Origin of the sequence: Nitratireductor indicus C115 (assembly GCF_000300515.1) — a bacterium.
GTDB lineage: Bacteria > Pseudomonadota > Alphaproteobacteria > Rhizobiales > Rhizobiaceae > Nitratireductor > Nitratireductor indicus.
In genome coordinates, this window is sequence record NZ_AMSI01000001.1 from 352,952 (window position 1) to 366,255 (window position 13,304).

Sequence of the window (13,304 nt, forward strand, 5' to 3'; positions counted from 1 at the left end):
ATCAGCAATGCAAGTCATGACGCTGAACACCGCTTTCAACGAGCCTGCCGGTCAGCCGCCCCTGGCGGGGGATGCCGGTGTGTTGAGTGAGCTTTCCGAAGATGGCCTGCTGGGCCGTATCGGCCCATTGGAAGTGCGGCTGGCGCGCGATCCCGCTGAAATTGCGGCTGCACAGACAATCCGCTTCCGCGTGTTTTTCGACGAGATGGGTGCCCGGCCTTCCGCCGCGGTTGCCTCGCAAAACCGGGATACGGACGGTTTCGATGCCGTTTGCGATCATCTGTTGGTGGTCGACACCTCGCTTGAGGGGGATGATGTCGATCGTATCGTCGGTACCTATCGCCTGCTCCCGCCGGAAGGCGCGCGCAAGGCCGGTCGCTTTTATTCGCAGGACGAGTTCGCAATAGAAACCCTCATGGCCCGCCATACGGGCCGGCGGTTTCTGGAACTGGGCCGCTCATGTGTTTTGCCGGCTTACCGTACCAAGCGCACCATTGAGCTCCTGTGGCAGGGCATCTGGGCTTATTGCCGTCGCCTTCGCATCGATGTGATGATGGGGTGTGCGTCTTTCCCGGGCGTCGTGCCGGCTGCCCATGCGGAAGCGTTGTCCTTCCTCGGCCATTTCTGCCAGGCGGAAGCCGATTGGCATGTCCGTGCGCTGGATGCACGCTTCGCGCCGATGGACCTGATGCCGAAGGAAGCCATCCAGGCGCGCTCTGCGCTGGCTGCCATGCCTCCCTTGGTTAAGGGCTATCTGCGGCTTGGCGCCCGGTTTGGCGAGGGATGCGTTGTCGACCACGATTTCGCTACGACCGATGTTTTCGTCGTGTTGCCTGTCGAAGCGATTTCCGACCGCTACATCAACTATTACGGCGCCGACGCCCAGCGTTTCGCAGCTTAGAGCATTTTGCAGTCAGGTGGAATCTCCTGACGTCTGCATAAATGCGGAAAAACAAGGAGATAGATCGGTTCAGGGTTTCCGTGAACCGATCTAGTCGCCCTCAGGCCCCCGCATTGTAGGCGGCGATCGCTGCCATGTTGACGATGTCGGAATCCTTCGCGTTCAACGAAACGATCTGAACCGGCTTGTTGAGGCCCACGAGCAGCGGGCCGATCACAGTCGAGCCACCCAGTTCCTGCAACATCTTTGTGGAGATGGATGCGGAGTGGAAGGCCGGCATGACAAGCACGTTGGCCGGTCCCGACAGGCGGCAGAACGGATATTGCTGCATGAGGTCGGGATTGAGGGCCACATCGGCGGCCATTTCGCCGTCATACTCGAAATCGACCCGGCGCTTGTCGAGGATTTTCACCGCCTCCTGAACGCGCTCGGCACGCTCGCCGGGCGGATGGCCGAATGTCGAATAGGCGAGCATCGCCACGCGTGGCTCGTAGCCCATGCGCCGCGCCTGCCCGGCAGCCTCCTCCGCAATATCGGCAAGCTCCTCCGAATTTGGCATGTCATGCACCGCCGTATCGGCCACGAGCACGGTGCGCCCCCTGCACAGGGCGATGGAGCAGCCAATCACCCGGTGGCCTGGGCGTGCGTCGATTACCCGGCTGACATCGGCAAGCACGGTGGAGTAGTTCCGCGTCACGCCGCTCACCATCGCGTCCGCGTCGCCTAAAGCGACCATCGTCGCAGCGAAGTGATTGCGGTCGTTGTTGATCAGGCGCTGGCAGTCGCGGAAGAGGTAGCCTTTTCGTTGCAGCCGTTCATAGAGAAAGTCCGCGTAAATCCCGTTGCGTCTCGAAAGCCGCGCATTGATGATCTCGATACCCGGTTTGGAAAGATCGACGCCCGCGTTGCGCGCGGTTTCCTTGATCCGTTCTTCGCGGCCCAGAAGAATGGCGGTGCCGAGCTTCTGGTTCACATAGGAAGCGGCTGCGCGCATGACCTGCTCTTCCTCGCCTTCGGCAAACACCATGCGCTTGGGCTGGCGGCGCACGCGGTCATAGATGCGCTGCAATGTGGAGGCGATGGGATCGCGCCGGGCGGAGAGTTCGTTGGCGTATTTCTCCATGTCGAGGATCGGCCGGCGGGCAACACCGCTATCCATCGCCGCTTTGGCAACCGCCACAGGAATGGCTGAAATCAGGCGCGGATCGAAGGGCACGGGGATAATGTAGTTCGGCCCGTATTTCGGACGATTGCCCTGATAGGCCGCCGCCACGTCGTCGGGCACGTCCTGCCGGGCAAGTTCGGCAAGCGCCTCCGCGGCGGCCACCTTCATGGTATCGTTGATCGTGGTTGCTCGCACATCCAGTGCGCCACGGAAGATATAGGGAAAACCGAGCACATTGTTGACCTGGTTCGGATAGTCCGAACGGCCTGTGGCCATGATGGCGTCGGTGCGGATTTCGGCCACTTCCTCGGGCGTGATCTCCGGGTCGGGGTTGGCCATGGCAAAGATGATCGGGTTCTTTGCCATGGATTGCACCATGGCCGGGGTCAGTGCGCCTTTGGCCGAGAGGCCGAAGAACACGTCGGCGCCTTCCAGCGCTTCGGCAAGCGTTCGCTTCTTGGTCTCCACCGCATGGGCGGATTTCCACTGGTTCATGCCCTCGGTGCGGCCTTTATAGACCACGCCCTTGGTATCGCAGAGAAGAATGTTCTCGGGCGAGAAGCCGAGCGACTTCGCAAGCTCGATACAGGCAATGCCCGCCGCACCGGCGCCATTGCACACGAGCCGTGTGGATTTCATGTCGCGTCCCGTCAGGTCGAGCGCGTTGATGAGGCCCGCGACGGCGATGATGGCCGTGCCGTGCTGGTCGTCATGAAAGACGGGAATGTCCATCAATTCGCGCAGCCGGCTCTCGATGATGAAGCATTCCGGCGCCTTGATGTCTTCCAGGTTGATGCCGCCGAAGGACGGGCCGAGCAGCTTCACGCAATCGACAAAGGCGTCGGCGTCTTCCGTATCCACTTCAAGGTCGATGGAATCGACATCCGCAAAGCGCTTGAAAAGGACGGACTTGCCCTCCATCACGGGCTTGGAGGCGAGCGCGCCGAGATTGCCGAGGCCGAGGATCGCCGTGCCGTTGGTGATGACAGCCACCATGTTGCCGCGCGTCGTGTAATCAAAGGCGCGGCTGGGGTCTTCCGCAATGGCTTTCACGGGGACGGCAACGCCGGGCGAATAGGCAAGCGAGAGGTCGCGCTGCGTGGCCATCGGCTTGGTCGGTGTGATTTCCAGCTTGCCGGGCCGGCCCATGGAGTGAAAGTCCAGAGCCTCCTGCGGGCTCACCGATGGTCCCTGGCGTTCATTCTTGTCGTTGGCAGGCATGATTTGGTTCGTTCCTCCCGGGGATCGGCCTTTGGCTCGTGCTTTCTGTGGAGTTTTGCGAGTGACAGGTGCATAAGGCTACACTTTCGCCCAGTAAATGGCCAAGCAAATAGAAGCTGTTCATTCAACGCCACACCAAGGCAGGGGTGATCTCCTTGAACGACGAAACGCCGATGCGCCAACCCGTGCACCAAAGGGCATTGCAGGCCGCCGCCGAAGGGGCGACGCCTATGATGGCGCAGTTTATCGAGATCAAGATGGCGAATCCCGATTCGCTGCTGTTCTATCGGATGGGCGATTTCTACGAGCTGTTTTTTGAAGACGCCGAAGTGGCCAGCCGCGCCCTTGGCATCACGCTGACCAAGCGTGGCAAGCATCAGGGCGACGACATTCCCATGTGCGGCGTCCCGGTACACGCCGCCGACGATTATCTGCAGAAGCTCATCGCGCTCGGCCATCGTGTCGCCGTGTGCGAACAGATGGAAGATCCCGCCGAAGCCAAGAAGCGCGGCGCCAAATCCGTCGTGAAGCGCGATGTGATCCGCCTGGTGACACCCGGCACCATCACCGAGGAAAAGCTGCTCGATCCCTCCGAGGCCAATTATCTGATGGCACTCGGCCGGGTGAAAGGCGGCGATGCCGACAGCATGGCGCTTGCCTGGATCGACATTTCCACCGGCGCCTTCCGCGTTGCCGCGACGCGGCCCGACCGGCTCCTGGCCGACATATTGCGCATCGATCCGCGCGAGCTGATCGTGCCCGACCCGGCCTATTACGATCCGGAGCTGAAGCCGGTCTTCGATGTCGTTGGTCGCACCGCCAGCCCGCAGCCGGGGAACCTGTTCGATTCCGCCTCCGCCGAAATGCGCCTGACGCGTTTTTATGGCGTGGCGACGCTGGAGGGATTTGGGCGCTTCTCGCGCGCCGAGCTCTCGGCGATCTCCGGTGCCGTCGCCTATGTGGAAAAGACGCAGAAGGCCGAACGCCCTCCGCTCGGTCGGCCGGAGCGCGACGAGGAGGAGGCGGCACTTTTCATCGATCCCGCCACCCGCGCCAATCTGGAACTGGCGAGGACGCTTTCGGGCAATCGCGACGGCAGTCTCCTGAAGGCGATAGATCGCACCGTCACGGGAGCTGGAAGCAGGCTTCTGGCCGAGCGTCTGATGTCACCACTTACCGATCCCGAGGCAATCGGCGCGCGGCTCGATGCGGTTTCGTTTTTCCTCGGGGAGCCGTCGCTGCGCGACATGGCGCGCGGTCTTCTCAAGGGCGTGCCGGACATTGCCCGTGCGCTATCGCGCCTGGCACTCAATCGAGGCGGCCCGCGCGATCTGGGTGCGCTGGCGGCGGGTTTCGAGGCTGCGCACGGCGTTGCCGAAATCCTGCACGGCAAGCCGGTTCCGGCTGAGATCGCTGCAGCGCTTTCCGGCATTGCCGCGCTTCCCATGGAGTTTGCCGCCCATCTCGACCGGGCGCTTGCCGAGGAATTGCCGCTTCTGAAGCGTGACGGCGGTTTCATCCGCGCCGGCTACAATGAAGAGCTGGACGAGATGCGCGCCCTGCGCGACCAGTCGCGCCGGGTGATTGCCGAGATGGAGCGGGCGCTTGCCGAGGAGACCGGCATCCGTTCTTTGAAAATCCGGCACAACAACGTGCTTGGCTACTATATCGAGGTTACGGCCAACAATGCCGAGGTGATGACCGGTTCGGACGAAGCCAAGGCGCGCTTTATTCACCGTCAGACCATGGCAAACGCCATGCGCTTCACCACGACGGAGCTGGCGGGGCTTGAGACGAAGATCGCCAATGCCGCCGACCGCGCGTTGCAGATCGAGCTCGGCGTCTTCGACGTGCTCCTGGACGAGGCGGTCAGGGCGGCGAACGCCATCCGCGCCGCATCCGACGCATTGGCCGTGCTCGACGTTTCGGCTGCTCTTGCCCAGATTGCCGAGGCCGAAAACTATTGCCGCCCGCATGTGGATGGCAGCCTCGATTTTCACATCGAAGGCGGGCGCCATCCGGTTGTCGAACAGGCGCTGCGCCGGCAGGTCGCGGAGCCCTTCGTCGCCAATGATTGCGACCTTTCGCCGGTGGAGGGCGAGAAGCACGGCGCGATCTGGTTGCTGACGGGCCCCAATATGGGCGGTAAGTCGACCTTCCTGCGCCAGAACGCGTTGATAGCGGTCATGGCGCAGATGGGATCCTTTGTGCCGGCGGCGCTGGCCCGCATCGGCGTGGTGGACCGTCTCTTCTCGCGCGTCGGCGCTTCGGATGATCTGGCGCGTGGGCGTTCGACCTTCATGGTCGAGATGGTGGAGACGGCGGCGATCCTGAACCAGGCGGGCGAACGCGCGCTGGTGATTCTCGATGAGATCGGTCGCGGCACCGCCACTTTCGATGGCCTATCCATCGCCTGGGCGGCGGTCGAATATCTGCACGAGCAGAACCGTTGCCGGGCGCTTTTCGCTACGCATTTCCATGAGATGACGGCACTTTCGGAAAAGCTGCCACGTCTGTCCAACGTGACCATGCGGGTGAAGGAGTTCGAGGGTGACGTGGTGTTCCTGCACGAGGTCGGTCGAGGCGCGGCCGATCGCTCCTATGGCGTGCAGGTCGCGCGGCTCGCAGGGCTTCCGCATGCCGTTGTCGAGCGCGCCCGCGAGGTTCTGCATCAGCTTGAGGAAGGCGAGACCTCCGGCAAGGCATCGAAGCTCATCGACGATCTGCCGCTGTTTTCCGTTGCCATGAAGAAGGAAGCGGAAGCGCCGAAGACGCCGGACCGGCTGGGAGCCGAGCTGAGCGCGATCAATCCCGACGATCTGACCCCGCGCGAGGCTCTGGAAGCGCTCTACCGGCTGAAGCAGCTCGCTGCCGGGAAATAGAGAATTTTGCAGTCAGATGGAAACATCTGACGTCCGCATAAATGCGCAAAAACAAGGAGATGGAGCGGAGAAGCGTTTACATGAAACGGTGAACCGCTCCAGGCCGGAATGGCAAAGACAGCCTCCAGCCCGCCTGACTGCGAAATGCTCTAAATCGCGTCGCCCCAGCCGGCCTTGCGCGCTGTCTTGAACGCCGGGCCTTCGCGCCGGGTCACCAGCCTTTCCTCCACGGTTCCCTGTGCGAGACAGAGCTTCAGCCGAACCATGCCGCTTGCGGTGCGGGGTGGCGCGAGCACACGGGCCGGGCGCTCATCGACGGGATGGCGCGAAACGGCGACGTAGCTGAATTTCTCGTCCTCCCATGGCACCTCGCCGCCCTTGGCCGTGCGATGCAGGCGCGAGCGGGCGACACGCCGCGAAAAATGGCACCAGTCCGGCGCAGCAATCGGGCAGGGGGCTTCATGCGGGCACGGGGCGATGACATGCGCCCCTGCCGCGATCAGGCGTTTCCGCACCGCAACGATGCGTTGCCAGCCGGCCGGTGTGCCCGGTTCCACGATCACCAGCGTGTCGCTGGCAAGCGTCCACAACCTGTCGACAAGCATATCGCGCGCTGCGGGGGCGAGTTCGTCCAGCACATAGCACAGTGTCACGAGGTCTGCTTTTTCAAGGTCGGAAAGTCCGTCCTCAACCTTTGCCGCTTTCCAGGAGACAGCAATTCCGGTCGCCGCTTGCGCAAGCCGTATGCCGGCCTCTCGCATGGCAGGACTTGCCTCGACCATGGTCGCGCTTGCGATGCCTTGCCATTTGTCGCGGGTAGCCCAAAGCGCCGTTCCCGGCCCCGCGCCCACATCGAGCAGGGTCGCCGGCGAAAAGCCCTCCCTCCGCATCGCCACTTCACCGAGTGCCTGTCTCACGGCAGCGAAGGTGGCCGGCAACCGTGTGGCAAGATAGGCTTTTGCAGCCAGATCGTCGGCCACATGCAATCTGCCGTCGCGTGTCTCGGCCCGGTAGCGGCGTGAAAGCAGCTCCGCGGCACGCTGAATTTCGGCAAGCGGCGTTCCTTCGAGCGTGGCATCCACTGCCTGGCGAAGTGCGGCGGGAAGCTCCATGTCCGAGGCGCCCTTTGTGTTGAAAACCTGAACCGGGATAGCGGCCAGGAGTTGCCGCTGCAACTACCCAGGGAGCCGAAAACGCGCTATACAGCGCCGCCGACGCCGGGCGAACACCGCTTCGCTGCGGCCAACACGGGAAGTCCATGGCCAAGGTACCTCTCAAGCTCGATCAGATCATCGATGGCTCTGCTCTGCGTGCGGAGCTGACCGCTCTCGCCAAAGACAGGAGCGAACCCGAACTGCGCAAGGCGGTTCTGGCGACGCTGAAGGAGCATGTCGCGGAAGGCCGCAAGGTTGCCGAAACCATGCTGATGGCCGATGGCGGCGGCACCGCCTGTGCTGCGCGTCTTTCTCATCTGATGGACGAGATCATCGCCTCGCTGCATCATTTCGCGGCGACCCACGTCTATCCGACGCAAAACCCCTCGGCTGCCGAACGCATGGCAATCGTTGCGGTCGGCGGTTATGGCCGCGGCACGCTGGCGCCCGGTTCCGATATCGATCTTCTGTTTCTCCTGCCTTACAAGCAGACCCCCTGGGGCGAACAGATTGTCGAATATGTGCTCTACATGCTCTGGGATATGGGCCTGAAGGTGGGTCACGCCACCCGCAACATCGATGAATGCATGCGCCAGGCGCTGACGGACATGACGATCCGCACTGCCGTTCTCGAGGCGCGTTTCATTTGCGGGGAAGAGCCCCTCTACGACGAGATGGTCAAGCGTTTCGATGAGGAAGTCGTCAAGGACACCGGCGCCGAATACAGCCAGGCCAAGCTCGCCGAGCGCGATCTGCGCCACGCCAAGGCCGGCGAGAGCCGCTATCTGGTGGAACCTAATGTGAAGGACGGCAAAGGCGGCCTGCGCGATCTGCACACGCTGTTCTGGATCGGCAAATATTTCTACCGTGTGCGCGAGGCCGAGGAACTGGTTGGCAAGGGGGTATTCACCCGACAGGAATACCTGCAGTTCCGCAAGGCCGAGGATTTTCTCTGGGCCGTGCGCTGCCACATGCACTTTCTCACCGGCAAGGCCGAGGAGCGGCTGCACTTCGATATTCAGCGCGATATCGCCGAGCGCCTTGGATACACCAGCCATCCGGGCCTTTCGGCTGTCGAGCGCTTCATGAAGCACTACTTCCTGACGGCCAAGGGCGTCGGCGACCTGACGCGCATTTTCTGCGCCGCGCTTGAGGAAGAACAGGGCAAGCATGCTCCGGGCTTCAATCGCCTGTTCATGAGCTTCTCGCGCCGCCGCCGGAAGCTTGCCGGAACGAGCGATTTCATCGTCGACAATCATCGCATCAACGTGGCCGACGAGGGGGTTTTCGAGCGCGATCCGGTCAATTTGCTGAGGCTTTTCTGGTTCGCAGACAAGCATGGGCTGGAATATCACCCCGAAGCGCTGAAGCTGCTCACCCGCTCGCTGAAGCTGATCGACCGCAACCTGCGCCGCGACAAGGAGGCGAACCGCCTCTTCATGGATATCCTGACCTCGGACCGCGATCCCGCGCTGAACATGCGCCGCATGAACGAGGCCGGGGTTCTCGGCAAGCTCATCCCCGACTTCAACAAGATCGTGGCGATGATGCAGTTCAACATGTACCACCACTACACGGTGGATGAGCATCTCATCCGCTGCATCGGCGTCCTGTCCGAGATCGAGCATGGCGATGGCGAGAAGCTGCATCCGCTTTCCCATTCGCTGATGCCCTCGCTGAAGGCGTGGCGGCCCGTGCTCTATACGGCTGTCCTGCTGCACGACATTGCCAAGGGCAGGCCCGAGGATCATTCCACGGCAGGCGCACGCATCGCCCGCAGGCTCTGCCCGCATATGGGCTTCGATGCCAAGGAAACCGAGATGATTGCCTGGCTGGTCGAGCATCATCTCGACATGTCCATGGTGGCCCAGACCCGCGATCTCAACGACCGCAAGACGATCCAGGATTTCGCCGATCTGGTGCAATCCGTGGAACGGCTGAAATTGCTTCTTGTGCTCACGGTTTGCGATATACGCGGTGTCGGCCCCGGTGTTTGGAACGGCTGGAAAGGCCAGTTGCTGCGCACGCTCTACTACGAGACGGAGCTGCTTTTGACCGGCGGCTTCTCGGAAGCCTCGCGTTCCACCCGTGCGGATGAGGCGCGCCAGCGTCTGGCGGCGGCTCTTGCCGATCGTGATTGGGCGGAAGCCGAAACGGAGCGCTATCTCGGCCTTCACTACTCGGCCTATCTGCTTGCCGTCGATCTGGACGACCAGGTTCGCCACGCTGAATTCATCCGCGAGGCCGAGGCCCAGAAGAAGCCGCTTGCCACCATGGTCAAGCCGCACACATTCGAGGCCGTGACGGAGGTCACCGTCTTTGCGCCGGATCACCCGCGTCTGCTCTCCGTCATCGCCGGTGCGTGCTCAGCGGCCGGGGCGAACATCGTCGATGCGCAAATCTTCACCACCACCCATGGGCGGGCGCTCGATACGATCCTGATCGGCCGCGAATTCGACTTCGACGAGGACGAGCGCCGCCGCGCCGAGCGCATTGGCCGGCTGATTGAGGATGTGCTGTCAGGCAAGACCTATCTGCCGGAGATAATCGAGAAACGCGCCAGGCCGCGCCGTTCGACACGGGCATTCCGGGTGGAGCCCCGCGTGGAAATCGGCAATGCCCTGTCGAACCGTTTCTCGGTTGTCGAGATCAAGGGCCTCGACAGGCCAGGGCTTCTTTCCGAGTTGACGGAGACACTATCCGACCTGTCGCTCGACATCGCCTCCGCGCACATCACCACATTCGGCGAGAAAGTCATCGATACGTTCTACGTGACGGACCTGACGGGTCAGAAGATCGTCAGTCCCGATCGTCTCGACGCCATCTGCCGTGCTCTTCTTGAAACGCTGGAACATGGCGTCCAGCGTCCCGCCAAGGGTAAGTCCAGGACGGCCGCCGAATGAGTGCGGGAACAAAGGGCGCAATTGCGTCGTGCGTCGCGCGCTGCAACGTTTCGGCATGGGGCCTCAAATGAGCATATATTTCAATCGTATACGGTTTCACGCCTTCACCCTCAGGTCGCATCTTCCATGAGCCTCATCGGTAAATTTGCAAGCGTCGGCAGCGCCACCATGGCAAGCCGCATTCTCGGTTTCGCGCGTGAGGCGCTGATTGCGGCTGCCATCGGCGTTGGGCCGGTGACAGACGCTTTCTATGCCGCTTTCCGCTTTCCCAATCTGTTCCGCCGGCTGTTTGCCGAAGGTGCGTTCAACACGGCCTTCATCCCATTGTTCGCCAAGGAAATAGAGGGCGGTGGCCTGGAAGCCGCGCGCCGTTTCGGCGAAGATGTCCTGGCGGTCCTGATCACCGTTCTGCTTGGCCTTTCGGCCTTGGCGATGATCGCCATGCCCGTTCTCGTCGCAACCATCATCGCGCCGGGGTTCACCACCTCGCCGGAAAAATTCGACCTGACCGTGCTGATGACGCGGATCATGTTTCCCTACCTGTTCTGCATGTCGCTGGTGGCGATGTTCTCGGGCATTCTCAACGCCATGCGCCGCTATTTTCTGGCCGCGCTGGTGCCCACGCTGCTGAACGTCATCCTCATCGGCGTTCTGCTCGCCGCCCTTTACTGGGGGCTTGATCCGCGGCGCACCGGCGTCTGGCTTGCCTGGGGTGTGTTCGCCTCCGGTCTGGCACAGCTCGCTTTCCTCATCCAGGGCGCCCGCCGCGAAGGCTTTTCCATGCGCGTGCGCCGTCCCCGGCTGACACCCGGCGTCAAGCGGCTCCTCGTCCTGATGGCGCCGGCGCTGGTCACCGGCGGCATCATGCAAATCAATCTTCTGGTGGGGCAGATCATCGCCTCCACGCAGGAAAATGCCATCGGCCTTCTGAATTTCGCGGACCGCATCAACCAGCTTCCGCTTGGCGTGATAGGCATCGCGGTCGGTGTCGTGCTTCTGCCGGAGCTGGCGCGTGCCCTGAAGGCAGGTGATTTCGACGACGCCCAGCACTTGCAGAACCGCTCGCTGGAATTCGCGCTCGGGCTCACTCTGCCGGCGGCCATCGGCCTGATGGTGATGCCCGGCCCCATCGTCTCGCTGCTTTATGAGCGCGGTCAGTTCACCGCCAACGACACGGCTCTCACGGCTGCCGCACTGGCGGCCTTTGCAAGCGGCCTGCCGGCCTATGTGTTGACCAAGGTGTTCCAGCCCGGCTTCTTCGCCCGCGAGGATATGAAGACGCCGATGTGGTTTTCGCTGGTCACCGTGGTCGTTAACATCGTGCTCAGCCTCATCTTCTTTCCGCTCTACGGCCATGTGGCCATCGCCGCAGCAACGTCTGTTTCAGCATGGGTGAATGTTCTGCTTCTGGCAGTCACGCTCTGGCGGCGGGGTGATTTTCGGCCCTCCGCGATCACGCTGCGCCGCATCTTCTTCATGCTCGTCGCGTCATTGGCGATGGGGGTGGCCGTGTGGGCGCTGCTGACAGGGCTCGCAGACTTTGTGCAGCACGGTCATCTGCTGATACGCCTCCTGACGGCAATTGGCATCATTCTTGTGGCCGCGATTGTCTATTTCGGCGTTGCATTGGCCAGCGGGGGAATAGACCGCAGCGAGCTCAGCCGCTCTGTTCGACGCGGCAGGAAGCCGAAGCAGGTCGATGCTTCCGGCCAGTGACGGCTGGCATTGACGGCCTGCCATTAACGGAAATCGAAACCCTTTTTGCTAGCATGCCGTCTCCCGCGTCCAATGCGGGCGCAGCGGGAGACGGCGACGTGCAGCAGCAACGGCTTTATTATATCGACTTCCTGAGGGTCTCGGCATTCCTGCTGCTGATTGCCTATCACGCTTCGGTGGCCTTCTTTCCGGATATGAAATGGCTGATCGAGGCGCCGGACGGCAGCCCTGCCCTTTCGTTGATCATGAAATTTCCGCGGGCCTGGCGGCTGGCGTTGCTGTTTTTCGTTTCCGGCATGGGCACATGGTTCGTGTTCCGCCGCGTGAGCAGCTTTGCCTTTCTGAAGGGCCGTTTCCTGCGCCTCTTCCCGCCGCTTATTTTCGCTATGTGCGTCATCGTCGTGCCGCAGGTCTGGTACGAGCGGATGTATGAGGAAGGGTATCAGGGGTCCTTCCTCACCTTCTGGCTGACGCGCTATTTCACCGAGGGCAAATATCCCGATGGCAATTTCACCTGGGCGCATATGTGGTTCGTCGCCTATCTCCTGTCGATGACCTTCGTCTGCTATCCGGTCTTCCGCCTGCTGGATCATCCCCGGGCAAAACCCGTGACGGACTGGTTCGAGAGAACGGCGGCCTCTCCCTTCGTCTACCTGTTCTTCCTGCTGCCGCTGGTTCTCAATCTGGCCCTGTCGCCCATTTTTCCGCGCCAGACCAACTCGCTCTACAATGACGGTGCGTGGTTTGCCGTATGGGCAAGCTGGTTCGGTCTCGGCTTCCTCTTTGCGCGCCATCACCGTTCTCTGATCGACGGGCTCGTTGCCCGCCGCTGGGCAAGCGCGGCCATGGCGATGGGCCTGACCCTGGTGCTTTACGCCTTCTCATGGACCGATCTCGGCGGATTATCCATCGGCGATTACGATCGCATGACCCCGCTCTACAAGGCTCTTCTACTGGCGCTTGCCTGGGTCATGATCTTGATGCTGTGCGGTTTTGCCGCCCTCCACATCAATGGCCCCAGCAAGACGGTGGCCTGGCTGAACCGCAAGGTTTTCCCGCTTTATATCGTCCACCAGACCATTGTCGTTGCCGCGCTTTATTACGTGTTGCCGCTGGGACTCGGTGTTTGGGAGGAATACGGGCTTGTCCTGTTCGCCACCTTTGCCGGTTCCTTGTTGTTTGCCATGGCGGCAGAGCTTTTGCCGGGGCGCCTTGGCCTGCTCGTGGGGCTTGCCCCGCGCACGACGCGCCGCTCCAGTGCAGAGGAAGCACAGGTCCAATCGGCCCGTGGGGCTTGATTGCGGGTTTGCGCTCGTTCATAAGCTCGTCTCGCGCGCGGCTTTGGCGCGGACCGGCATTCAG

7 protein-coding genes are annotated in these 13,304 nt (G+C 62.1%); 5 read left to right on the top strand and 2 right to left on the bottom strand.

Features of this window, described 5'->3' with window-relative positions; genetic code table 11:
* The first annotated feature begins 7 nt into the window (after positions 1 to 7).
* The gene (gene olsB / locus NA8A_RS01745) at positions 8 to 901 is read left to right on the top strand and encodes a l-ornithine N(alpha)-acyltransferase (RefSeq protein ID WP_009755665.1); all 894 of its coding nucleotides are present in this window, start codon (positions 8 to 10) and stop codon (positions 899 to 901) included.
* A 100-nt stretch (positions 902 to 1,001) separates the two neighbouring features.
* Here olsB and NA8A_RS01750 read toward each other — a convergent pair whose 3' ends face one another.
* The gene (locus tag NA8A_RS01750) at positions 1,002 to 3,287 is read right to left on the bottom strand and encodes an NADP-dependent malic enzyme (protein WP_009755666.1); all 2,286 of its coding nucleotides are present in this window, start codon (positions 3,285 to 3,287) and stop codon (positions 1,002 to 1,004) included.
* Positions 3,288 to 3,460: 173 nt separating this feature from the next.
* Here NA8A_RS01750 and mutS point away from each other — a divergent pair, with 173 nt between their 5' ends.
* On the top strand, positions 3,461 to 6,169 hold the full coding sequence (gene mutS / locus NA8A_RS01755; protein ID WP_051017934.1) for a DNA mismatch repair protein MutS: 2,709 nt from the start codon (positions 3,461 to 3,463) through the stop codon (positions 6,167 to 6,169).
* Between the two features lie 149 nt (positions 6,170 to 6,318).
* Here mutS and NA8A_RS01760 read toward each other — a convergent pair whose 3' ends face one another.
* On the bottom strand, positions 6,319 to 7,281 hold the full coding sequence (locus NA8A_RS01760) for a small ribosomal subunit Rsm22 family protein (protein WP_009755668.1): 963 nt from the start codon (positions 7,279 to 7,281) through the stop codon (positions 6,319 to 6,321).
* 146 nt (positions 7,282 to 7,427) lie between these two features.
* Here NA8A_RS01760 and NA8A_RS01765 point away from each other — a divergent pair, with 146 nt between their 5' ends.
* The 3 genes from NA8A_RS01765 (at position 7,428) to NA8A_RS01775 (ending at position 13,240) form a co-directional block, all read left to right on the top strand.
* Entirely contained in the window at positions 7,428 to 10,226 is a 2,799-nt protein-coding gene (locus tag NA8A_RS01765) for a [protein-PII] uridylyltransferase (protein ID WP_009755669.1), read from the top strand.
* A 126-nt stretch (positions 10,227 to 10,352) separates the two neighbouring features.
* Positions 10,353 to 11,942, top strand: coding sequence for a murein biosynthesis integral membrane protein MurJ (gene murJ / locus NA8A_RS01770; RefSeq protein ID WP_009755670.1), 1,590 nt, complete (start codon positions 10,353 to 10,355; stop codon positions 11,940 to 11,942).
* 98 nt (positions 11,943 to 12,040) lie between these two features.
* Positions 12,041 to 13,240 (top strand): acyltransferase family protein, encoded by a 1,200-nt coding sequence (locus tag NA8A_RS01775; protein ID WP_143087927.1) that lies wholly within the window; start codon positions 12,041 to 12,043, stop codon positions 13,238 to 13,240.
* Positions 13,241 to 13,304 lie beyond the last annotated feature (64 nt).